Source organism: Vibrio sp. 2433-A1, from assembly GCF_056726085.1.
Genome location: NZ_JBRESC010000003.1, coordinates 255749 through 278929 on the forward strand (window position 1 = coordinate 255749; position 23181 = coordinate 278929).

Consider the following 23181-nt stretch of genomic DNA (forward strand, 5'->3'; position numbering starts at 1 on the left):
TAGACTATTACGCCTTTTCTATCGCATATCCCCTGTTGTCCTCTATACATTTCTTGCTCAAAATGGATAAAAACAGCCCATTAAGTATAGAAAAACAACAAACGATATTTTTTTTGCATTTTAATGTTGACCTAAAGAACGAAAAGCCTTTTAATACACCTCGTCGCCCGGATAGCTCAGTCGGTAGAGCAGAGGATTGAAAATCCTCGTGTCGGTGGTTCGATTCCGCCTCCGGGCACCACAATTTATTTGTTGGTGTCTAAATAAGACAACAACACGAAAAGAAATAAAGTGCGCCGACTTAGCTCAGTAGGTAGAGCAACTGACTTGTAATCAGTAGGTCACCAGTTCGATTCCGGTAGTCGGCACCATTTCTTTTCTCAATGGACAATTCCTCCTTAGCTCAGTTGGTAGAGCGACGGACTGTTAATCCGCAGGTCGCTGGTTCGAGCCCAGCAGGAGGAGCCACATTTAGTGTGCCGACTTAGCTCAGTAGGTAGAGCAACTGACTTGTAATCAGTAGGTCACCAGTTCGATTCCGGTAGTCGGCACCACTCTTTCTTCTAGCAAGGAAGAGCATAAAAAGAATAATTCCTCCTTAGCTCAGTTGGTAGAGCGACGGACTGTTAATCCGCAGGTCGCTGGTTCGAGCCCAGCAGGAGGAGCCACTTTTTGAAGCCAAGTCGAAAGACTTGGCTTTTTTTATATCTAAATATTTCCTTCTTGCCACTCCTAACCAAGCCCTTAGACATCATTCCTTAGCTGTACCCTACCATATTGTCTAAAACTCCCGAGAAGTCCTACACACCTATTTACTATGGATTCCACAACTCTCACCTAATTAAATACTGAATATTCAGAGCGCTTCTTAGATTGCCTAGATATCAATATCGCACGACCCTAAAAGTACAAAAAAGCCAGTAGACATAAGACTACTGGCTTAAAGTTTTCTATTTAGATGTTGAGGCTACGCCTTAACACCTTCTTGCTGATTAAGCATCGCGACTTCATGGTCTAGTGCTTCTAGCTTCGCCTTCATTTGCTCTCGGCACTCGTTAGCAAGTTCTCTTACGTTTTCTTTGCCGTAGCCCTCTACCGACACTGGTGGCAGCATTTCAACAATCACATGACCGTTGTTCCATCGGTTGAGCTTTATGCCAGCCGTAGAACTGCATACGATTGGAGCGATTGGCAGCTTAGCAGCGATAGCCGCGTGGAACGCGCCAGTCTTAAACGGCAGTAAACCACGACCACGTGAACGTGTACCCTCTGGGAACATCCACACTGATACATCACTTTGCTTCATTTGATCAACGACCTGATCAATCGTGCCTTTTGCTTTAGAACGGTTCGCACGGTCAATCAAAATGTTACCTGTCAGCCAGTAAAGCTGACCAAATAGCGGCATCCAAGCTAAGCTCTTTTTGCCGACAGTAACCACTTTAGGCGTTACTGCAGAAGAAACCGTAAATAGGTCCCAGTTGTTTTGGTGGTTAGCAATATAGATGTGCTGACCACGCTGATATGCGTCCTCTGGCAAGCGGAGTTCCAGTTTAATACCAAACACTCGTGACATCTTGCCGAACAGGCGGCCAAAGGTAAAAACATGCTTAGGGTTACGTGGGCTCAGCAAACAGTAGCCACAGCCAAACACAAACATTACGACTGCAAAAATAGCAACTGCTAATACACGTAATAGTGCAATCATTGTATTCTCCAAGAGTTCTGGGAGTAAAAATAAGTTGACCAGACTCTAACTGATCTATCGCTCATAAAAAAGCCGAAACTTGCGTTTCGGCTTACAAATGTTAGCTCAAAGCTAAATTAGTCTTGAAAACGCTCGATATTCGCACCTAGTGCCGATAGCTTGTCTTCAATCTTGTCGTAGCCACGGTCGATATGGTAGATGCGGTCAACAATAGTTTCGCCTTGAGCGATACAACCGGCAATAACCAGACTTGCTGAAGCACGAAGGTCTGTTGCCATTACTTGTGCGCCACTCAGCTCATCAACATCACCACAGATAACCGTGTTACCTTCAATCTCTGCTTTAGCACCCATACGCATCAGCTCTGGCACGTGCATAAAGCGGTTTTCAAAGATAGTTTCGGTAATCACACCGCCACCTTTCGCCATCAGGTTAAGTAGCGTGAATTGCGCCTGCATATCGGTTGGGAAGCCTGGGTGTGGCGCTGTACGCACTGTCACCGCTTTTAGCTCACGACCCGTCATATCAAGAGAAATCCAGTCTTCACCTGTCTCTACTTTCGCGCCTGCTTCTTCAAGCTTAGCGAGAACCGCTTCAAGCAAGTGAGCTTTGGTATTACGACAAGTTACTTTACCGCCAGATACCGCAGCAGCAACTAGGAAAGTACCCGTTTCAATGCGGTCAGCAACTACAGCGTGAGTACCGCCGCTTAAACGCTCAACACCTTCAATAGTGATGGTATCTGTACCAGCGCCTGAGATCTTCGCACCAAGCTTATTCAGGAACTCAGCAGTATCAACAATCTCTGGCTCTCGCGCCGCGTTATCAAGTACCGTGGTACCTTCAGCTAGTGTTGCAGCACACATGATCGTGATGGTTGCACCAACGCTCACTTTGTCCATAACAATGTGAGCGCCCTTTAGACGACCATCAACATTGGCTTTCACGTAACCATCTTCAAGTGTGATTGTCGCGCCTAGCTGCTCAAGACCGTGAATATGCAAATCCACTGGACGAGCGCCGATAGCACAACCACCTGGCAGTGACACTTGGCCTTGACCAAAGCGAGCCACTAGTGGACCAAGAGCCCAGATAGATGCACGCATCGTCTTTACTAAGTCATATGGCGCACAGTACTCATTAATACTACTTGGGTCGACATGAACAGAACCATTACGTTCTACTTTTGCACCTAAACGCTCTAGCAGCTCCATCGTAGTATCGATGTCGCGTAAGCGTGGTACGTTTGTCACCTCTACTGGCTCTTCAGCCAGAATCGATGCAAATAAAATTGGTAGTGCAGCATTCTTTGCACCTGAGATAGTGACTTCACCAACTAATGGCTGATCAGAACCTGTTACTCGAAACTTTTCCATTATTAAACCTTACAGTGACATCAGTTTCTTATCACGCGCCCACTCATCCGGAGTGTAAGCTTTAATTGAAACTGCATGGATGTCATTTCTTTGGATGTATTCCATTAGTGGTGCGTAGATTAGTTGTTGTTTTTTAACGCGACTCATTCCATCGAAACAAGCATCAACAGCAACTACTTCGTAATGGCTACCTTCGCCTTTAACGTGTAGTTCTTCTAATTTCAAAGCGTCGTTTAAAATCTGTTGTACTTTTGCGCTATCCACAATTCACCCCTGTATTATTCTTTAAATGTTGAGCAATAAACTCATCAACATTGCTTAACTGAAATAGTGTGCGCAGTTCATCCGGCACGAAACTGAGCATTATATGACAGTTTTGTTTTTTTGCATGCTCTATTAGGTGAATTAACATCACCATTCCTGCTGAGTCGATTTTTTTAAGCTGCTCAAGTGAAACCTCAACCTCACTGCCCGGCCATTGCTGCTGCTTTAAAGAGCTCCACAATTTAGGCACTGACTCTCGGTTTAGGTCGCCACTCAATACAAACTCAGCTGCGCTATTTGAACGCCACTCTGGGTTTATCATTGTGTTTTGCTCTCAAAGCGAATCGGCTGCTGAGCAAGCGTTTCAAGTTCTTTAGCGACCGCCAAAATACCCTCTTGACGCAGTTTACCATTCCACTCAGATTGTTTACTCGACAACAAGCTAATGCCTTCAGCAATCATATCGAAGACTTGCCACTCGCCAGTTTTCTTGTCTTTGCGTAGCTTAAATTCCAACTTGATATTAGGTCTAGGCGTATCAACGATGTCCACTTTAACCCCTATAATACTTTTCTTAGGGTCGAGTTTTAACTCTGGACCAAACTCGATAGTTTGATCGGTATATTGCGTCAAAACCTGTGCGTATGAGCTGTTCAGGTAAGCACGAAACGCAACAATGAATGTTGCGACATCTTCACGCTTAGCGCCTTTTAAATTTGGCCCAAGCAGCTTAAGCGCCGCATATTTCTCATTGATGTACGGCATTAGCTCTTCATCAACAATCACTTTCAAGTGTTCAGGATCTTGATGAATTTGTTCCTGCTCGGCCTTTAATCGCGCAAACGCCACTTCAGAGACTTGCTTCATCATCTGGTATGGCTGGGTTTTATCGATTTCATTGGCTGCAACTTGAAACGTCAACAACAATGAGCACAGAGTAAGTACTAACTTTTTAAACATATTACTGCTCCTTACTCACTCTCTGAATCGCCACCAACGCTATACAAGACCTGACCAATCAAATCTTCTAGCACCAGCGCTGATTTTGTATCTTCAATGTAGTCGCCTTCCACCAGCATTTGCTCATCGTCATAAACAAAGCCTGGCGTTAAGCCGATGTACTGTTCACCGATTAAGCCCGATGTCAGGATCTTTACACTAGAGGTCTCTGGAAACTGGTTATACGTGCTATTGATCGCCATGCTGACAACCGGTAGTAAGGACTCACTATCTAAGCCTATATTGGTCACGCGCCCAATCACGACGCCACCAACTTTGACCGGTGAGCGAACTTTAAGGCTACCGATATTGTCAAATTCCGCTTTGAGCGTATAAGTATCGTTGGAACCCAGTCCTTTCACGTCAGCAACTTGAAAAATCATCACCAGAATTGCGCAAATTCCTGCGATAACAAAGCTACCAACCCATAATTCAATCTTTCGAGTTTGTTGCATGATTAATTCCCAAACATCATTTAATTACCAAACATCAAGGCGGTCAGCACGAAGTCTAGCCCAAGTACAGCCAATGAAGAGTGGACAACTGTACGTGTTGTCGCTCGGCTGATCCCTTCCGAAGTTGGGATAGCATCGTAACCGTTGAATAACGCAATCCAAGTCACCGTAATCGCAAACACTACGCTCTTGATCATACTGTTACCGATGTCTTGCCCTAGTTCCACTGAAGCCTGCATCGCAGACCAGAAACTGCCGTGATCGATTCCTTTCCAATCCACTCCAACCAATTGTCCACCCCAAATACCGACGGCCATAAAAATCATCGCCAGCATCGGCATAGAAATAACACCTGCCCAAAAACGTGGTGCGATCACCCTTTTAAGTGGATCAACCGCCATCATTTCCATACTAGAAAGCTGCTCTGTCGCTTTCATTAAGCCTATCTCGGCGGTTAATGCTGAACCAGCCCGACCAGCAAACAACAACGCCGTGACCACTGGGCCAAGCTCACGGAGTAAAGATAGCGCGACCATCTGACCTAAAGCACCTTCCGCGCCAAAGTCAACTAAGATGACATAACCTTGTAAGCTCAGAACCATGCCGATAAATAAGCCCGATAGCACAATAATGAGCAGCGATTGGACACCGACGCTGTATAGCTGCTTTATCAGCAATGGCAGATTCTTAATCGGTTGAGGTCGGCTAGCGATAGCGCCAAACAACATTAAGCTGGCACGGCCAAATGATTCACAGATAGCCATGCTTCTTTGACCTACAGAAGCTACGAAATTAGCAAAACCTGCCATTATGAGAAAAGCTCCTTGGCTAAAGATTGAGATGGGTAGCTAAATGGTACTGGGCCGTCAGCCTCCCCTTTGAGAAATTGTTGTACTTGAGGATCCGAGTTATCGCGTAGCTCCTCTGGGGTGCCGCACGCGACAACCTTGCCATTCGCCAAGATGTAGCACCAATCTGCAATGCTCATCACTTCAGGCACATCATGAGAAACGACAATTGAGGTGATGCCTAATGCTTGATTGAGGTTGCGAATCAACTCCACCAGCACACCCATGGTAATCGGGTCCTGGCCAACAAAAGGTTCATCAAACATGATTAGGTCAGGATCAAGGGCAATTGCTCTTGCTAAAGCCGCACGTCTTGCCATACCACCAGAGAGCTCGCTTGGCATCAGCTCAGCTGCACCACGCAGACCAACGGCTTCAAGCTTAAGTAATACTAACGTTCGGATTAAAGACTCTTCAAGTTGCGTATGTTCACGCAAGGGGAAAGCAACATTATCAAATACGCTGAGGTCCGTGAACAGAGCTCCTGACTGGAACAACATGCTCATCTTTTTGCGCTCTTGATAGAGCTTAGAGCGACTCAAGGTAGGAATATTGTGACCATCGAACCAAATCTCACCCAAGTCAGGGGAAATCTGGCCACCGATAAGGCGCAACAAGGTCGTTTTACCTATACCTGACGGGCCCATAATCGCAGTTACCTTACCTTTTGGTACGTGGAGATTCACATCATCAAAGATCTTACGCTCACCACGAGAGAAGGTTAGCTGTTTTACCGTTACTAAATCTTCGAATTCCATGTTCAACTCTTCGTCACTCCTTAAGGAATGGGCAATCATAAGCACATTCATACATAATTTAAAGCACTGTTCGATTAAATGTGAGTGAGTTTAATATTAGCAACAGTAATAACTGCTCACACTTAAACTCTTCTAATCGTAGTTATAGTTAACAATTAATTTGAAGGTAGCGCTTCCCTTTTATAAACCAAACCGTCAAAATTAACGGTTAAATTGTCTCGTTGTATATTGATTAGGAATTATCATGTTCGAAGCCGTTGCGTTTCTCATTATTGGATTAGTTTTTTTGGTTTGGAGTGCAGATAAGCTGGTATTTGGCGCTGCTGCTCTGGCTCGCAATGTCGGTATTTCACCACTAGTTATCGGTATGACTATTCTTGCAATGGGTTCGTCTGCTCCAGAAATGATGGTTTCGGCCACCGCAGCCCTAGATGGAAAAACAGATACAGCGGTTGGCAACGTACTGGGTTCAAACATCGCCAACATTGCTCTGATTCTTGGTATCACGGCGTTGATAAAGCCACTATCGATTAGCTCGGCAGTACTACGTCGTGAATTGCCACTGATGATTGGCGTGACAATTCTTGCTGGCGTCCTACTTTGGGACAACCACTTAGGTTTCTACGAAGGTGTTCTACTGTTTGTCCTGTTTGCTGCCTTTATTCTTGCCATGCTCCGCATTAGCCGCAACGAGAAGAAAAAAGGCGATGCCTTGATTGCAGAGCAGGAATCCGAAGTGCCAGAAGGCGTGAGTAACGGTAAAGCAGCAATGTGGGTGGTGATTGGTCTTATCGTTCTGCCTTTGGCTGCGGACGTTCTAGTCAATAACGCAGTAATCATCGCTCAATACTTCGGTATGAGTGACCTAGTGATTGGCTTAACCATTATCGCCATAGGTACTAGTCTTCCTGAACTTGCAGCCTCTCTTGCTGGTGTGATGAAAGGTGAAGACGATATGGCGGTAGGTAACATTATCGGCTCCAACGTATTCAATATTCTCGCGGTAATGGGTATCCCTGGTATTCTGAACCCATCAATCCTAAGCGAATATGCTATGGGACGTGATTTCTGGGTCATGTTAGGTGTGTCATTACTGTTGGTTGCAATGGCCCTAGGCAAATCACGTAGCATTAACCGTTACGAAGGCGCAGCCCTATTCTGCTGCTTTATTGGCTACCAAGCTTACCTAATCATGAACATGACCGCTTAAGATTCTCGGGAGTTCTCTATGTTTGATTTTCGTTCTGCTGCGTTAGAAGTTCTAGAAACTGAAATTGAAGCTTTAGAGCAGTTAGACCAGTACCTGAACCAAGACTTTGTTAAAGCATGTGAGTCAATCATTGCCAATAAAGACGGCAAAGTTGTAGTGATGGGAATGGGTAAATCGGGCCATATCGGCAACAAGATTGCGGCAACGCTGGCTAGTACCGGCACCTCATCGTTTTTTGTTCACCCCGGTGAAGCCGCACACGGTGATCTTGGTATGATTGAACCTGGTGATATTGTTCTGGCGATCTCCAATTCAGGTGAGTCAGGAGAAATCTTAGCCCTGTTCCCGGTATTGAAACGCCTCAATATCAAAATCATCAGCATGACAGGCAAACCAAACTCAAACATGGCCAAATTATCAGATATTCACCTGCAAATTACCGTGCCGAAAGAAGCTTGCCCGATTCAGTTAGCGCCAACTTCTAGCACAACCGCGACACTGGTAATGGGTGATGCTCTGGCTATGGCGCTAATGCAAGCGCGCGGTTTTACCTCTGAAGATTTTGCCCTATCACACCCAGGTGGCGCATTAGGACGTAAATTGTTGCTTAAACTTGCTGACATCATGCATACAGGTAGTGCACTACCATTAGTGACACCAACAACTGTGGTACGTGACGCTTTACTTGAAATCAGCCAAAAAGGGCTTGGTATGACTGCCGTTGTCGATAACCACCAGCAACTGGTTGGTATCTTCACTGATGGTGATTTAAGGCGTATCCTTGACAAAAGAATTGATATTCATAGCGCGTTGATTGGCGATGTGATGACAGTGAACCCAACGGTTGCTGAACCCAATATGCTCGCGGCTGAAGGCCTAAACTTAATGCAAGATAAAAGTATCAATGGACTAATTCTATGTGAACAAGGCAAAGTGGTTGGTGCGCTGAACATGCATGACTTATTAAAAGCAGGAGTGATGTAATGCCGGAAATGATTGAAACCCTGTATCAACCAGTGGAACCTTCTACTCTCGCGATTGCTAAACAGATTAAGCTACTCATTTGCGATGTCGATGGTGTTTTCTCTGACGGTTTAATCTACATGGGCAACCAAGGTGAAGAGCTTAAAACTTTCCATACCCGTGATGGTTATGGCGTTAAGTCACTAATGAATGCTGGTATTGAGATTGCTATCATCACTGGTCGTCGTTCGCAAATTGTTGAGAATCGCATGAAAGCCCTTGGCATTTCGCTGATCTACCAAGGCCAAGACGATAAAATCAAAGCGTACCAAGACATCTGTAGCAAATTAAATATCGCTCCAGAACAAACTGGCTATATTGGCGATGATCTGATTGATTGGCCAGTCATGGAGAAAGTGGCACTCAAAGTCTGCGTTGCCGATGGTCACCCTCTCCTCTCTAAAAGAGCAAATTACGTCACTTCGATTCGAGGTGGCCACGGAGCAGTTAGGGAAGTCTGCGACCTTATTCTTCAAGCACGAAACGAACTCGACGTTCATAAAGGTTTAAGTATATGAGTCTCTCTCGTATTGGCTATATCATCGTGAGTTTCATAATATGCTGGTCTGCTTACTATCTTTTAGACAAGCAGCAGAGTTATGATATTCAGGTTGAACCAGATACAGAACTCCCAATGTTTAGTGGGGAAGGGCTAGAAAATACTTCTTATACTGAAGACGGTATCCGTAGCTACATCATTACATCAGTCAAGCTCGATCACTACGCAAAGAGCGGTGACACCATATTCCAACAGCCGGTCCTTAAAGTGTATAAGGAAGGCACAACCCAAGAGTGGGAAATTACAGCAGTTCGCGGTGTATTAACCAAAGAACATGTGTTAACCCTGTATGAGGATGTCCTTGCGACAAACTTATTGCCCGACTCTGGATTTGACACTATGTCGACTGAAGTGATGAATATTCAGTTAGACAGTAGAGATTTTTGGGCAGATAGCCAAGTCACTTTGGTTGGTCCACAATTTGAAACGGTAGGGCAAGCAATGAACGGTAACTTTGCCGATAATCACGCCACCCTATACAAACATGTACAAGGTAGATATGAAACTCTCACACCTTAGTCTGATTTCTTGTTTATTTATCTCTAGCCAAGCGCTAGCGCTATCAACAGACCAGGATCAACCTGTTTATATTGACTCTGATAGCCAGCAGCTAGATATGCAAAGTAATAAAGTCACCTTTCTTGGTGACGTTAAGCTTAAGCAAGGCAGTATCAATATTAACGCAGACAAAGTTATCGTAACTCGCGATCCAAAGGATGGGTCTATCCAAGAAATTGAGGGTTATGGTGATTTGGCAACCTTCTCTCAGCTCACGGATGATGGTAAGACTCTATACGGTGAAGCGAAAGAGCTTTACTACGTAATGGCTGACGATCAGTTGACGATGATCGACAAAGCTAAGCTGTCGCAAGACGATAGTGTGATTCGTGGTACCAAAATTCGCTACAAGATTTCATCTCAAAAGCTGATTGCTGACGGTAAAGAGAAAGGCGATCGCGTTTCTACCGTTCTTCAGCCACAAGCAGTACAAGAATAATTATGGCCATACTCAAAGCTGAGCATTTAGCGAAAACCTATGGTAATCGCACTGTGGTTACCGATGTAAGCCTTCAGGTAGAATCTGGGCAGATCGTTGGACTCCTTGGTCCTAACGGTGCGGGTAAGACGACGTCTTTCTATATGATTGTCGGCCTTGTCGCTCGTGATCAAGGAGCCATCACCATTGACGATAAAGATATCAGTATCTTACCTATGCACAGCCGTTCTCGTATGGGTATTGGCTATCTGCCTCAAGAAGCGTCGATCTTCCGCAAGTTATCGGTTGAAGACAACATCATGGCAGTGCTAGAAACACGCGAAGAAATGACCCGCGAAGAGCGCCAAGATAAGCTGGAAGATTTGTTGGAAGAATTCCACATTCAGCACATTCGCGCTAGTGCAGGTATGGCATTATCTGGTGGTGAAAGACGTCGTGTTGAAATTGCTCGCGCACTAGCAGCTAATCCACAGTTCATCCTCCTCGATGAACCATTTGCTGGCGTTGACCCAATTTCGGTTATCGATATCAAGAAGATTATCGAGCATTTAAGAGACCGAGGCCTTGGCGTCCTTATCACTGACCACAACGTTCGCGAAACACTGGATGTGTGTGAAAAAGCTTATATCGTGAGCCAAGGACACCTGATCGCAGAAGGTACACCAGACCAAGTGCTAAATAACGAACAAGTAAAACAAGTTTATCTAGGCGAACAATTCCGTCTATGATTAAAGGGAAGAACGGTAAGATTCTCCAGCATTAAGGCAAACAATACTGAATGAAACCCTCATTACAACTCAAGCTAGGACAGCAGTTAGCGATGACTCCTCAATTGCAGCAAGCGATTCGTTTGTTGCAACTGTCAACGCTAGATCTTCAACAAGAAATTCAAGAAGCTTTGGATTCAAACCCTCTGCTAGAGGTTGAAGAAAATAGTGATGAACCTTCTTCAGAAGAGAACAGCCACAATGAGGAAAAAGAACCAACCGTTGAAGTTGCTGAACCTGAGGTAAAAGACAGCTCAGAACTGATTGAAAAATCAGAAATCAGCAACGATTTAGAGATCGATACCACTTGGGACGATGTGTACAGCGCCAATACAGGCAGTACCGGTATTGCCCTTGATGATGACACACCTGTTTATCAAGGTGAAACGACTCAATCTCTATACGACTACCTGATTTGGCAGCTCGATCTGACTCCATTCAGTGAAACAGACCGAACCATTGCACTGACTCTGATTGATGCGATCGATGACTACGGCTACCTAACCATTTCAACGCAAGATATTCTTGAAAGCTTTGATAACGAAGAGATTGAGATCGAAGAAATCGAAGCGGTTCGTAAACGTATTCAACAGTTTGACCCACTTGGTGTGGCATCCATCAACTTGCAAGATTGCTTGTTGCTCCAGCTTGCCACCTACCCTGAAGATACGCCTTGGCTAGCAGAAGCCAAGTTAGTACTTATCAACCATATTGACCAACTTGGTAATCGTGACTACAAACTGATTATCAAGGAAACTAAACTCAAAGAAGCTGAGTTACGCGAAGTTCTAAAACTGATTCAGCAACTTGACCCAAGACCGGGAAGCCGCATTGCTTCAGAGCATGCAGAGTATGTCATTCCTGATGTGTCTGTGTTTAAAGATCACGGTAAATGGGTCGTCACGATTAACCCAGACTCTATTCCAAGACTTAAAGTTAACCAGCAGTATGCCGCACTAGGTAAAGGCAGTAGTCCTGACAGTCAGTACATCCGCAGCAATTTGCAAGAAGCAAAGTGGTTAATTAAGAGCTTGGAAAGTAGAAACGAGACACTGCTCAAAGTTGCTAAGTGTATTGTTGAACATCAGCGTGATTTCTTTGAGTATGGTGAAGAAGCGATGAAACCTATGGTGCTCAATGACGTTGCATTAGCCGTTGATATGCATGAGTCGACCATATCAAGAGTTACCACTCAGAAGTATATGCATACTCCACGTGGTATTTTTGAACTGAAGTACTTCTTTTCTAGCCACGTCAGTACTGACAATGGCGGGGAGTGCTCATCTACTGCAATTCGCGCACTAATTAAGAAGCTCGTCGCCGCAGAGAATAGCGCGAAGCCTCTGAGTGATAGCAAAATTGCAGCTCTACTTGCTGACCAAGGAATTCAGGTCGCTAGAAGAACAATAGCGAAGTACCGTGAATCATTAGGTATCGCTCCTTCAAGTCAGCGCAAACGCCTGCTTTAGGCCAACAACCGAGAAGGAAAGTCTATGCAAATTAATCTTACTGGCCATCACGTTGATCTAACCGATTCAATGCAAGACTACGTAAACGATAAGTTTCAAAAGCTTGAGCGATTTTTCGATCATATCAACAGTATCCATGTGGTATTAAAAGTTGAAAAACTTAACCAAATCGCAGAAGCTACCCTTCATGTAAACCAAGCTGAGATTCATGCGTCATCTGATGATGAGAGTATGTATGCAGCAATAGATTCCCTCGTCGACAAACTTGTTCGACAGCTCAATAAGCACAAAGAAAAACTAAACGCCCACTAACACCATGCAACTAAGCGAAATCCTCACATTGGACTGCACCAAAAGTGCAGTCCAATGTACTAGTAAAAAGCGAGCCCTTGAAATGATCAGTGAACTAGTTGCTGAGCAAACTGGGCAAAATTCTACCGAACTGTTTGAGTGTATGCTCAGTCGTGAAAAAATGGGCAGTACTGGCATTGGAAATGGGATTGCCATTCCCCATGCTCGTATGCACTCAAGTGACAAAGCCGTCGCTGTTTTGCTCCAATGCGAATCACCTGTAGAGTTTGATGCTATCGATAACCGTCCTGTCGACCTACTTTTTGCTTTGCTAGTGCCTGACGCGCAGTGCAAAGAACACTTAAAAACTCTTTCGAGTATGGCTGAACGTCTTAACGATAAGCAGGTCTTAAAACAACTGCGTAAAGCTCAGTCCGATCAAGAACTTTACGACATCATGGTTAGCCAATAATGCGCCTTATCGTAGTAAGTGGTTACTCCGGAGCTGGCAAAAGCGTCGCGCTACGAGTGCTTGAAGACTTGGGTTACTACTGTGTCGATAATCTTCCTGTCGATATGCTTGAGGCGTTTGTCCAGTCAGTGCAATCCAGTAAACAGAATGTCGCGGTAAGTATTGATATTCGTAACCTGCCAGCCGAGCCGAACTTAGTTGAAGATGTTCTCACCAAATTGAAACAGGGTTCCGATGTCAGCGTGCTTTTTTTAGACGCTAACAAAGAGACACTGCTAAAACGCTATAGCGAAACGCGCCGTATTCACCCACTGACGCTCAGTCTCGAAAATACCTCTCTGGAGCAAGCGATTGAAAAAGAGCGATGTATCCTTTCACCTCTAAAAGAGAATGCAGACTTGGTGATTGATAGTAGCCACCAATCGCTGCATAACCTCAGTGAAACGGTTCGCATGCGTATTGAAGGCCGAGAGCGTAAAGATCTGGTGATGGTATTCCAGTCATTTGGTTTTAAATATGGTCTGCCAAGTGATGCTGATTACGTCTTTGACGTGCGCTTTTTACCCAACCCTCACTGGGAACCAGATTTACGTCCACTGACTGGGCTCGATGCGCCGATCAAGTCTTTCTTGGAAAGCCACCAAGAAGTGATGGATCTAAAACAGCAAATTCAAAAATTCATTGAAAATTGGTTACCGTTACTTGAGAAAAACAACCGCAGCTATCTAACTGTAGCGATTGGTTGTACTGGCGGAAAACACCGCTCAGTTTATCTCACTCAGCAAATTGGTGAGTACTTTGCACAGATGGGTCATCAGGTGCAAATTCGCCATGCATCATTAGAGAAAAATCATAAGGAATAGTTTATGCAGCAGCAAAGTCGTACAGTTCTAATCCAAAATCGTTTAGGGCTTCATGCTCGTGCTGCTGTAAAACTGGTTGAGTTAGCTCAATCATTCGATGTAATTCTCACCATTCAGAATCACGAAGGTAAAGAAGCAACCGCCGACAGTGTCATGGGTTTATTGATGCTTGAGTCTGCTCAGGGTGAACACGTCACCATCAGCGCTGAAGGCAGTGATGCTCACCCGGCATTAGAAGCAGTTTGCCACCTGATTGAAGATAAATTCGACGAAGATGAGTAAGCGCCTCTTCTCTACTGATAAAATCACCTTCCTTAACATTAACTTATTAAATCCGCTCTAAAATTAAGTTACTATCCTTAGCATTGTAAGCTTATAGAGTCAGGGGGAACCAATGGCAGAGCAAATAGAATTCGACCAAGCTCACCAAGCCCTCCAAGAAGTCACAGAAGCATTAGAAAATGGCCGCTTTGTTCATGTCCGTCGCCAATTGCAGGATATGGAGCCAGAAGATATTGCCCACCTGTTAGAAGCCTCACCGCGAAAAAGCCGTGAAGTACTTTGGCAACTTACCGATCCCGAAGATTACGGTGAGATCCTTGATGAATTAAATGAGGATGTGAAAGACGATCTGGTGTCAAAAATGGCGCCAGAGATGCTTGCTGAAGCGACCGAAGGCATGGAAACCGATGATGTTGCCTACGTACTGCGTAGCTTGCCTGATGACGTTTCTCGCGAAGTTCTATCGCAGATGGATGCAGCAGAGCGTTTACTGGTCGAAACCGCCCTTTCCTACCCAGAAGATACAGCTGGTAGCTTGATGAACACCGACGTCATAACCATTCGTGGTGATGTTGATGTCGATGTTGTTTTGCGTTATTTACGTATGAAAGGCGAGCTCCCAGAAGCCACAGATGCTTTGTACGTTATCGATGAAGAAAGCCGCTTAATCGGTGAATTACCGATCACAACCCTTATAACGACTCAGCCAGATGTCAAAGTCAGCGATGTCATGGAAGATGCAGATGAAGCGATCGACGTGACAATGAGTGATTCTGATATCGCTAGCCTGTTTGAGCGCCGTAACTGGGTATCAGCGCCGGTTATCGATGAGAACCAGCATCTGGTCGGTCGTATCACCATCGATGACGTGGTTGATGTTATCCGTGAAGATGCCGAGCACTCGATGATGAGCATGGCGGGTATGGATGATGACGAAGATACCTTTGCGCCTGTGGTTAAATCTGCACGTAAACGAAGTGTCTGGTTAGGCGCTAACGTACTTGCAGCATTGGCGGCAGCTTCTGTCTCCAATATGTTTGAAGCCACCTTAGATCAAATGGCGGCAATCGCTGTATTGATGACCATAGTTCCTTCTATGGGGGGTGTTGCAGGTAACCAAACCGTCGCACTTGTAATTCGAGGTTTGGCACTGGGTCATATTGGTGACTCCAACAAACGCGAACTACTGATGAAAGAAGCAGCCATCGGCTTACTCAACGGCATCATGTGGGCTTTAATCATTGGCGGAATTGTTGTGGCTTGGAAAGGAAATTGGATGCTCGGTGGGATTATTTCCGCAGCCATGCTCACTAACCTACTCGTCGCAGGCATCGCTGGGGTAACCATCCCTATTCTGTTAAAGAAGATGAATATCGACCCTGCCCTTGCTGGCGGTATGGCGCTAACCACGGTAACCGATGTGATTGGTCTATCGGTGTTCTTAGGTTTAGCAACCATTCTAATCTAGTACCAATTAGCTGATACAAAAAAGCGCAGTCGTAATAACTGCGCTTTTACTTGTTCTAGCCTTCAGCTCTAACCATTAATGTTTGGCCCAAGCCACTTCTCAGCCTCAAGCATATCCCAACCTTTACGATCAGCGTAGCTCTCAACTTGATCATGCTGGATCTGAGCGATCGCAAAGTAACGTGAATCAGGGTGAGAGAAGTACCAACCCGACACAGATGCACCAGGGTACATTGCATAACTCGACGTGAGGGTCATACCGATCGTCTCTTCTACCTTCATCAGCTCCCACAAAGGGCCTTTCTCTGTGTGTTCTGGGCAAGCTGGATAGCCTGGTGCTGGGCGAATGCCTTGGTATTTCTCACGAATCAGCTCTTCGTTCGACAAGTTCTCGTCAGCGGCATAACCCCAGATTTCTTTACGCACACGCTCATGTAGACACTCTGCAAATGCTTCTGCTAATCGGTCGGCAACCGCCTGAATCATAATCGCATTGTAGTCATCACCTTGGGCTTTGTACTCATCGGCCAACTCACGCTCATTGATACCACCAGTGACGGCAAAGGCACCAATCCAATCTTTCTTACCTGACTCTTTCGGTGCAATGTAATCAGACAAGCAGTAATTGAAGCCTTTTGGTTTTTCAGTTTGCTGACGCAGATTACACAACACTTTAGCCACTTCAGTACGCGACTCATCGGTGTAGACTTCAATATCATCACCAACACTTGCAGCTGGGAATAATGCACACATACCACGCGCTTGCATTAAGCCTTCTTTCTCAACACGGTCTAGCAACTCATTGGCATCTTTAAATAAGCGTTGAGCTTCTTCGCCTACTTCTTCATGTTCAAAGATCTTAGGATATTTCCCCACCAGCGACCAAGTCATAAAGAATGGCGTCCAGTCAATGTAGTTGCGTAGTGTCGCGATATCAAAATCATCAAACACATGTACACCCGGCTTAGCTGGCACTGGCGGAGTGTAGTTGTCCCAATCAATATCAACCTTGTTGGCACGCGCTTGCTCTAGTGTTACTGGCTTAGTGCGGGGCTTTTTACGGTTATGCTGATCACGCACACGTTCATAATCTGCATCGAGCTTTTCAACAAATGCCGGGCGAAGTTCGTCAGATAGCAGTGAGGTACACACACCTACCGCACGTGAAGCATTATTTACATATACGACTGGCTTGCTGTAGTTCTGCTCAATTTTTACCGCAGTATGCGCTTTCGAGGTCGTTGCACCACCAATCAGTAGCGGCAGATCAAACTCAAGGCGCTCCATCTCTTTAGCAACATGCACCATTTCATCCAGTGATGGAGTAATCAAGCCAGATAGACCAATGATGTCGACGTTCTCTTCTTTAGCAACTTTTAGGATCTTCTCACAAGGCACCATCACACCAAGGTCGATAATTTCGTAATTATTACATTGCAGAACCACACCAACGATATTTTTACCGATATCGTGCACATCGCCTTTTACCGTCGCTAACAAAATTTTTCCATTTGTAGAGCCAGCTTGCTTCTCCTTGTTGATATAAGGTTCTAGGTGAGCAACCGCCTGCTTCATTACACGCGCTGATTTCACAACCTGTGGTAAGAACATCTTGCCTTCACCAAACAGGTCACCGACAACGTTCATGCCATCCATTAGAGGGCCTTCAATCACCTCTAGTGGCTTAGCTGCATTAACACGCGCCTCTTCGGTGTCATCAACAATGTACTCGGTAATGCCTTTCACCAATGCATGTTCAAGGCGCTTCTCTACTGGCCATGTACGCCACTCAAGTGCAGAAACATCCTCTGCTTTACCGACACCTTTACCTGCATATTCCGCAGCGATATCAAGCAGTCGTTCAGTCGCATCATCACGACGGTTAAGAACCACATCTTCTACCGCCTCACGCAGCTTATCTGGCACGTTGTCGTAAATTTCAAGCTGACCTGCGTTAACGATGCCCATGTCCATACCGTTCTTGAAACAGTGGTATAAGAACACCGCATGAATCGCTTCACGGACGTAGTTATTGCCTCGGAATGAGAACGAAACGTTTGAGACACCACCAGAAATCATTGCATGTGGTAAATCGCGTTTAATATCTGCAACCGCTTCAATAAAATCAACGGCGTAGTTGTTGTGTTCTTCAATACCTGTCGCGACGGCAAAGATATTCGGGTCAAAAATAATATCTTCCGGTGGGAAGCCCACTTCATCAACTAAGATTCGATACGCGTTGGTACAGATTTCTAACTTACGCTCACGCGTTTCGGCCTGACCGACTTCGTCAAATGCCATCACGATAACCGCAGCACCATAACGACGGATCAGCTTCGCTTGTTCGACAAACTTCTCTTTACCCTCTTTTAACGAGATAGAGTTAACGATGCCTTTGCCTTGAATGCATTTGAGGCCAGCCTCGATAACTTCCCATTTAGAAGAGTCGACCATGATTGGAACTTTCGAAATCTCAGGCTCTGACGCACATAGATTAAGGAAGCGCACCATACAGGCTTCCGCATCAAGCATGCCTTCATCCATATTGATATCGATGATCTGAGCACCGTTTTCAACTTGCTGACGAGCAACCTCCAGCGCTTCATCATAAAGCTCTTCTTTAATCAGACGCTTAAAACGAGCAGAACCCGTCACATTGGTACGCTCACCAACGTTAATAAATAGCGTTTCTTTTTCGATGGTTAGTGGCTCTAAACCGGATAAACGACAAGCGGTCACTAGATCAGGTAATTCTCTAGGAGTGATCTCAGCTACAGCTTGGGCCATTTGGCGAATATGCTCTGGGGTTGTACCACAACAACCACCAATAAGGTTTAAGAAGCCGCTGTGCGCCCACTCTTTAACGTGAATGGCCATATCTTCAGGAGTCAAGTCATACTCACCAAATGCATTCGGTAAACCAGCATTAGGGTGCGCAGAGACAAACGACTCAGATATGCGGGAGAGCTCTTCGACATAAGGACGAAGTTCATCTGGGCCAAGAGCACAGTTAAGACCAAATGAAATTGGCTGCACGTGACGTAGAGAGTTATAAAAAGCTTCTGTCGTTTGACCGGAGAGTGTACGACCTGATGCGTCGGTAATCGTACCGGAAATCATCACTGGAAGAGCAATACCTAACTCTTCGAATACCGAGTCAACGGCAAAGGCACATGCTTTAGCATTAAGCGTATCGAAAATAGTCTCGATTAAAATAAGGTCGGAGCCACCTTTGATCAGTGCTCGGGTTGACTCAGAATATGCCGCCACAAGCTCATCAAAGCTGACGTTACGATAACCAGGATCGTTTACATCTGGTGAGATAGAACATGTGCGGTTAGTTGGACCAAGTACGCCAGCAACGTAACGAGGCTTATCTGGTGTTTTCGCCGTCCACTCATCCGCAGCTTCACGCGCTAACTTAGCGGCCGCAAAGTTAATCTCTTCACTGAGGCTTTCCATATCATAGTCAGCCATCGCGATAGTGGTCGCGTTAAATGTGTTGGTTTCAAGAATATCTGCGCCGGCTTCTAGATATTCAAGATGGATATCTTTAATCAGCTTTGATTGAGACAGTACCAAAAGGTCATTATTACCTTTCAAATCGCAATGCCAATCAGCAAAACGCTCTCCACGATAATCATGCTCTTCAAGTTTATAGTCTTGGATCATGGTGCCCATACCACCATCGATCAAGAGAATACGTTGCTTTAATTGAGCTTCAATCTGTTGCCTTACATTACTTCCCACAGTACAGCCTCATTCCTTTAGTTATCATTCCATCCTATCACACATTAAAAAGGAGTCTAGACGTCTAAATAAGGAAATTGATGACTTAAAGCTGACAAATAATGTTTGCTATTTGAACAAACTCATCAGAAAATTCCTATTCATATTTTGTTACATGGTAAAAGTCTAATGTCAGTCTATTACACGCTTTGCTTTCTGTCTGCTGCGGCTATGTTGATTGCTTTTGTAAACAGTAAGATAGGTAAAATGCAAACCACCATTGCAATTACCGCAGGCTCAATGATGCTTTCCCTAATCATCCTAATTGCAGGTCAGAATAATTGGTTTCAATTAGCAGAGATTGCATCCCAAACTGTTGCAAGCATCAATTTTGAAGACTTCTTGCTTAAAGGCATCTTAGGCTTCTTACTATTTGCTGGCGGTTTGGGAATCAAATTGCCACACTTAAAAGATCAAAAATGGGAAATTGCGATTTTAGCATTAGCCGCAACGCTATTTTCGACTTTCTTTATTGGTTTCGTACTCTACGGATTCTGTCAGTTCATCGGCATCCAATTTGATTTGGTCTACTGCTTACTGTTTGGTGCCTTGATTTCACCGACTGACCCAATTGCAGTTTTGGCTATTGTTAAAAAGCTCAAAGCTCCAAAGCGTATTTCTACCCAAATTGAAGGCGAGTCTTTATTCAATGATGGTTTTGGTTTGGTCATTTTTGTCACCATCTTCACCATAGCTTTTGGAACAGAAGCACCAACAATTAGTAGCGTTACTATGTTATTCGCCCAAGAAGCTCTTGGTGGTATAGCCTATGGCTTCGTATTAGGTCTTATATTCCACTACTTGATTAGTGCTACTGATGACCACTCAATGGATCTTCTACTCACAATTGGTATTCCAACCGCTGGCTATGCTTTCGCTGAGGTGCTACATGTGTCAGGTCCACTAGCTATGGTAGTTTCAGGTATCATGATTGGTAACTGGACTCGCTTTACCGGTTTCTCCAAAAAAAGTGAAGATCACCTAGACCAGTTCTGGGAACTAATCGATGAATTCCTCAATGGGGTACTCTTCCTATTAATCGGAATGTCGATGCTACTGTTCGAATTCCACAAAGAAGACTGGATTTTAATGGCGTTTTCGATTCCACTGGTACTTGCTTCCCGCTACCTTAGCGTATTCTTATCCTACATAGGGTTTAAGTGCTACCGTAAATATAACCCTTGGTCAGTTAGAATCTTAACTTGGGGCGGACTACGTGGTGGTCTTGCATTAGCTATGGCGCTATCGATTCCTTCCGGCATTTGGGTGATTCAAGATAAGCTCATCGACGTAAAAGAAATCATCTTGGTTATGACCTACTCGGTCGTCGTATTCTCCATCCTCGTTCAAGGGTCAACCATTACCCCAATGATCGAAAAAGCCAAGCTCGCGCAAAAAGAGATGGACTCAGAGAGCAGCGCCACAGAACAAGAGTCGTAAATCTCAGAACAATGAAAAAAGGTAGCCTAGAATGACTACCTTTTTTATATCGTAAAAACTCTGAACTAGCTTAGTCTGTCGTTATTTTTGTACCGCTTCGACTTTAACCTGTTTAGTATTCGCCCTTCTAATTTTAAGAATCACAAAGCTAGTTATGGCTAGACATAGCGTAATAACGGGCGCCGCCATAAGCCCTGCTGTAATGTACTTGCTCATGGTTTCAGGCAGTAACGGTAGCAGCATGCCAAAAGAACATAGCAGAAACGTCCATAAAATCGCACTCAACCAAGAGAAATAATGGAATTTATTCACTTTATTCGCACGCATTCCCATCATCAGAGGGAGCAATGAACGTACAACAGGAATAAAACGCGCACTAAACAGAGCTACGAGGCCATGTTTTCCAAGTAAAGTATCTACTTGAGTCATGCGATTTGCAGGAACAGCTTTCAACCAACTTTGTACTCTAGGTAAGCGATTCAACCATGTCCCTTGTAAATAGCCAGCCCAGCTACCTAAGGCAGCGCATACACAGATCAAGAGTAATATTGCGATAGGGTCAAGTATTCCAACCGCAGCCAAGGTGCCGGAGAGCACAACGACACTATCACAAGGGAATGGCGCAGAAGGTATAAAGCCACTTTCGAGGAAAATCAGTATAGCAACAATGCTATAGATTAGAGCTGCACTTCCGGGACTTTGTAAAATGGAGAAATCTTGGTTCCATAAAGCGAAAAGCACCGAAAGCATAGAGTCCAACATACGCCTATCCTTATCATCTTGGCCGTCAGTATATCCTTGTTGTAGCCTCGTTAATCAAAAAGTACAAATTCAATACGCAATCGTCAAGATTGATAAAAATGAAGCACTCTCAATAGTTCAAAAAAACAAGCCATTCACCGCCTCAACCAACTAACTGCCTTCGAAGTAACCCATGATTATGTATCTCCGCGTTATGACGACTCTCTAAAGGAGCAATTTCGTCATAAGAGAAGGAGCCACATAGCATGGTCTCATCACCTAACTCTTCGCGCATCGCGTCTACTTTATCATCGGCTAATTGCTTCAACAGCAGCCTTCGACCAACGCAACTAATCAGAATAGCAACTTGTGGTGATTTCACGATATATTCGCGACAAACTTTTCAGCCTCTTGAGTGCAATCAGCCAGGAAGTCTACATGTGCCCGCATTAATTTGGCTAACACTCCTAGAGAGATACTGCCGGCAAAGGTAATTGATCCCAACTCGAAATCCCTTGCAAGTAAAGTTATAACCACTTAGGTTCTGAGATCTCAAGAGGAAACCGCAGTCCACTTGAAGAGAGCTCATTTGAAAGCTCCCTAAGGTAACTGTGATAAATATCTAACGCATTTTGATCATCGAACTCATAGAGCATATTACTTCAGAAGGAGTCACTTTACGTCCTATTCAGAAGGCGTACTATCCACCTTGAGATACATAACTCACGAAAAGTGTTTTTAGAGTTTGAGATACTTCCTTAATGAGTGGCCCCTAAACCATGAGTAAAATATTAAAGCTATCCGATATCGAAATTAGCGAGAGGTCCAATGGCTTTCACAATCCTAAACTAACTACTATGGATTCATATTAGCATCCTTCTCATAAACTACAGTTAGCTATTTATGCCTAACTGCCAACTTAGATTATGTGATTGAAGCGATTTGATGATAAACGCAAAAAGCCCGTTGCGTCAGCAACGAGCTTATAAAACGACGAAAGCCTAGTCGCAAGACTAGGCTTTCTAAATAAGTGGCTGACGGCCAGGGTTGCGGGCAACTGGGACTCGTTGATCGCAGACCAAAATAATCCCGCAGATACAAAAAGACCCCAGCATTTCTGCTGAGGTCTGGAATAAGTGGCGGAGCGGACGGGACTCGAACCCGCGACCCCCGGCGTGACAGGCCGGTATTCTAACCAACTGAACTACCGCTCCGCACTGGTTAGACTCTAAGTCTAAGTTTTTGCCTTTAGATTTGTCTAAAATCTAAAAACGAAATTTAAAGCCTGGCGATGTCCTACTCTCACATGGGGAAGCCCCACACTACCATCGGCGCTAATTCGTTTCACTTCTGAGTTCGGCATGGAATCAGGTGGGTCCAAATCGCTATGGTCGCCAAGCAAA

Annotated in this window: 24 protein-coding genes, 6 tRNA genes and 1 rRNA gene; 18 read left to right on the forward strand and 13 right to left on the reverse strand. The window is 44.8% G+C overall.

Going from position 1 to position 23181, the window contains the following annotated elements:
• Positions 1-165: 165 nt before the first annotated feature.
• From ACU01J_RS05050 to ACU01J_RS05070, 5 genes are all read left to right on the forward strand, one after another.
• Positions 166-241: transfer RNA gene (locus tag ACU01J_RS05050), tRNA-Phe, on the forward strand.
• A gap of 54 nt (positions 242-295) precedes the next feature.
• Positions 296-371, forward strand: a tRNA-Thr gene (locus ACU01J_RS05055).
• Positions 372-392: 21 nt separating this feature from the next.
• Positions 393-468 (forward strand) — tRNA-Asn (locus ACU01J_RS05060).
• A gap of 10 nt (positions 469-478) precedes the next feature.
• Positions 479-554: transfer RNA gene (locus tag ACU01J_RS05065), tRNA-Thr, on the forward strand.
• Positions 555-592: 38 nt separating this feature from the next.
• Positions 593-668: transfer RNA gene (locus tag ACU01J_RS05070), tRNA-Asn, on the forward strand.
• 299 nt (positions 669-967) lie between these two features.
• Here the strand turns inward: ACU01J_RS05070 and ACU01J_RS05075 are convergent.
• The 8 genes from ACU01J_RS05075 to mlaF form a co-directional block, all read right to left on the reverse strand.
• A complete protein-coding gene (locus ACU01J_RS05075) occupies positions 968-1708 on the reverse strand; it encodes a 1-acylglycerol-3-phosphate O-acyltransferase (RefSeq protein WP_481084682.1) in 741 nt (246 codons plus the stop codon).
• 116 nt (positions 1709-1824) lie between these two features.
• Positions 1825-3084, reverse strand: coding sequence for a UDP-N-acetylglucosamine 1-carboxyvinyltransferase (gene murA / locus ACU01J_RS05080; RefSeq protein ID WP_053441039.1), 1260 nt, complete (start codon positions 3082-3084; stop codon positions 1825-1827).
• A 9-nt stretch (positions 3085-3093) separates the two neighbouring features.
• Positions 3094-3348, reverse strand: a complete 255-nt coding sequence (ibaG, locus tag ACU01J_RS05085; protein ID WP_004409843.1) for a BolA family iron metabolism protein IbaG — start codon at positions 3346-3348, stop codon at positions 3094-3096.
• A complete protein-coding gene (locus tag ACU01J_RS05090) occupies positions 3341-3670 on the reverse strand; it encodes an STAS domain-containing protein (RefSeq protein ID WP_481084683.1) in 330 nt (109 codons plus the stop codon). The genes ibaG and ACU01J_RS05090 overlap by 8 nt, the downstream gene beginning before the upstream one ends.
• On the reverse strand, positions 3667-4308 hold the full coding sequence (mlaC, locus tag ACU01J_RS05095) for a phospholipid-binding protein MlaC (protein ID WP_481084684.1): 642 nt from the start codon (positions 4306-4308) through the stop codon (positions 3667-3669). Before mlaC ends, ACU01J_RS05090 begins: the two co-directional genes overlap by 4 nt.
• An 11-nt stretch (positions 4309-4319) precedes the next feature.
• Positions 4320-4802, reverse strand: a complete 483-nt coding sequence (mlaD, locus tag ACU01J_RS05100) for an outer membrane lipid asymmetry maintenance protein MlaD (protein ID WP_481084685.1) — start codon at positions 4800-4802, stop codon at positions 4320-4322.
• Between the two features lie 20 nt (positions 4803-4822).
• Positions 4823-5611 carry a lipid asymmetry maintenance ABC transporter permease subunit MlaE gene (gene mlaE / locus ACU01J_RS05105; protein ID WP_481084686.1) on the reverse strand — a complete coding sequence of 263 codons (789 nt, stop codon included), beginning with the start codon at positions 5609-5611 and terminating at the stop codon, positions 4823-4825.
• Positions 5611-6408, reverse strand: a complete 798-nt coding sequence (mlaF, locus tag ACU01J_RS05110) for a phospholipid ABC transporter ATP-binding protein MlaF (protein WP_481084687.1) — start codon at positions 6406-6408, stop codon at positions 5611-5613. Before mlaF ends, mlaE begins: the two co-directional genes overlap by 1 nt.
• A gap of 244 nt (positions 6409-6652) precedes the next feature.
• Here mlaF and ACU01J_RS05115 point away from each other — a divergent pair, with 244 nt between their 5' ends.
• The 12 genes from ACU01J_RS05115 (at position 6653) to mgtE (ending at position 15809) form a co-directional block, all read left to right on the forward strand.
• Positions 6653-7618, forward strand: coding sequence for a calcium/sodium antiporter (locus tag ACU01J_RS05115; protein WP_481084688.1), 966 nt, complete (start codon positions 6653-6655; stop codon positions 7616-7618).
• Positions 7619-7636: 18 nt separating this feature from the next.
• A complete protein-coding gene (locus ACU01J_RS05120) occupies positions 7637-8602 on the forward strand; it encodes a KpsF/GutQ family sugar-phosphate isomerase (RefSeq protein ID WP_481084689.1) in 966 nt (321 codons plus the stop codon).
• Entirely contained in the window at positions 8602-9159 is a 558-nt protein-coding gene (gene kdsC, locus ACU01J_RS05125) for a 3-deoxy-manno-octulosonate-8-phosphatase KdsC (protein ID WP_481084690.1), read from the forward strand. The genes ACU01J_RS05120 and kdsC overlap by 1 nt, the downstream gene beginning before the upstream one ends.
• A complete protein-coding gene (gene lptC / locus ACU01J_RS05130; protein ID WP_481084691.1) occupies positions 9156-9719 on the forward strand; it encodes an LPS export ABC transporter periplasmic protein LptC in 564 nt (187 codons plus the stop codon). Before kdsC ends, lptC begins: the two co-directional genes overlap by 4 nt.
• Positions 9700-10197 carry a lipopolysaccharide transport periplasmic protein LptA gene (gene lptA / locus ACU01J_RS05135; RefSeq protein WP_481084692.1) on the forward strand — a complete coding sequence of 166 codons (498 nt, stop codon included), beginning with the start codon at positions 9700-9702 and terminating at the stop codon, positions 10195-10197. The genes lptC and lptA overlap by 20 nt, the downstream gene beginning before the upstream one ends.
• 2 nt (positions 10198-10199) lie before the next feature.
• On the forward strand, positions 10200-10925 hold the full coding sequence (gene lptB / locus ACU01J_RS05140; protein ID WP_053441028.1) for an LPS export ABC transporter ATP-binding protein: 726 nt from the start codon (positions 10200-10202) through the stop codon (positions 10923-10925).
• 50 nt (positions 10926-10975) lie between these two features.
• Complete coding sequence (locus tag ACU01J_RS05145) at positions 10976-12433, forward strand: RNA polymerase factor sigma-54 (protein ID WP_481084693.1); 1458 nt, start codon at positions 10976-10978, stop codon at positions 12431-12433.
• Positions 12434-12457: 24 nt separating this feature from the next.
• Positions 12458-12745, forward strand: coding sequence for a ribosome hibernation promoting factor (gene hpf, locus ACU01J_RS05150; protein WP_053441026.1), 288 nt, complete (start codon positions 12458-12460; stop codon positions 12743-12745).
• A 4-nt stretch (positions 12746-12749) separates the two neighbouring features.
• A complete protein-coding gene (gene ptsN / locus ACU01J_RS05155; protein ID WP_481084694.1) occupies positions 12750-13196 on the forward strand; it encodes a PTS IIA-like nitrogen regulatory protein PtsN in 447 nt (148 codons plus the stop codon).
• Positions 13196-14059, forward strand: a complete 864-nt coding sequence (gene rapZ, locus ACU01J_RS05160; protein ID WP_481084695.1) for an RNase adapter RapZ — start codon at positions 13196-13198, stop codon at positions 14057-14059. The genes ptsN and rapZ overlap by 1 nt, the downstream gene beginning before the upstream one ends.
• A 3-nt stretch (positions 14060-14062) precedes the next feature.
• Positions 14063-14341 (forward strand): HPr family phosphocarrier protein, encoded by a 279-nt coding sequence (locus tag ACU01J_RS05165; protein ID WP_053441023.1) that lies wholly within the window; start codon positions 14063-14065, stop codon positions 14339-14341.
• 112 nt (positions 14342-14453) lie between these two features.
• Positions 14454-15809: a magnesium transporter gene (gene mgtE / locus ACU01J_RS05170; RefSeq protein WP_134835649.1), complete on the forward strand. Its 1356-nt coding sequence runs from the start codon at positions 14454-14456 to the stop codon at positions 15807-15809.
• 68 nt (positions 15810-15877) lie between these two features.
• On the opposite strand, the gene metH is transcribed toward mgtE, so the two are convergent.
• The gene (gene metH, locus ACU01J_RS05175) at positions 15878-19558 is read right to left on the reverse strand and encodes a methionine synthase (RefSeq protein ID WP_481084696.1); all 3681 of its coding nucleotides are present in this window, start codon (positions 19556-19558) and stop codon (positions 15878-15880) included.
• 168 nt (positions 19559-19726) lie between these two features.
• Here metH and ACU01J_RS05180 point away from each other — a divergent pair, with 168 nt between their 5' ends.
• Entirely contained in the window at positions 19727-21037 is a 1311-nt protein-coding gene (locus ACU01J_RS05180) for a cation:proton antiporter (protein ID WP_481084697.1), read from the forward strand.
• 81 nt (positions 21038-21118) lie between these two features.
• Here ACU01J_RS05180 and ACU01J_RS05185 read toward each other — a convergent pair whose 3' ends face one another.
• The 4 genes from ACU01J_RS05185 to rrf all read right to left on the reverse strand — a co-directional run bounded on the left by ACU01J_RS05185 (position 21119) and on the right by rrf (position 23177).
• Positions 21119-21799, reverse strand: coding sequence for a DedA family protein (locus tag ACU01J_RS05185; RefSeq protein ID WP_481084698.1), 681 nt, complete (start codon positions 21797-21799; stop codon positions 21119-21121).
• Positions 21800-21941: 142 nt separating this feature from the next.
• Positions 21942-22160: an FIST C-terminal domain-containing protein gene (locus ACU01J_RS05190; RefSeq protein ID WP_481084699.1), complete on the reverse strand. Its 219-nt coding sequence runs from the start codon at positions 22158-22160 to the stop codon at positions 21942-21944.
• Between the two features lie 755 nt (positions 22161-22915).
• Positions 22916-22992: transfer RNA gene (locus tag ACU01J_RS05195), tRNA-Asp, on the reverse strand.
• 69 nt (positions 22993-23061) lie between these two features.
• Positions 23062-23177 (reverse strand): 5S ribosomal RNA (gene rrf, locus ACU01J_RS05200).
• Positions 23178-23181: the final 4 nt, after the last annotated feature.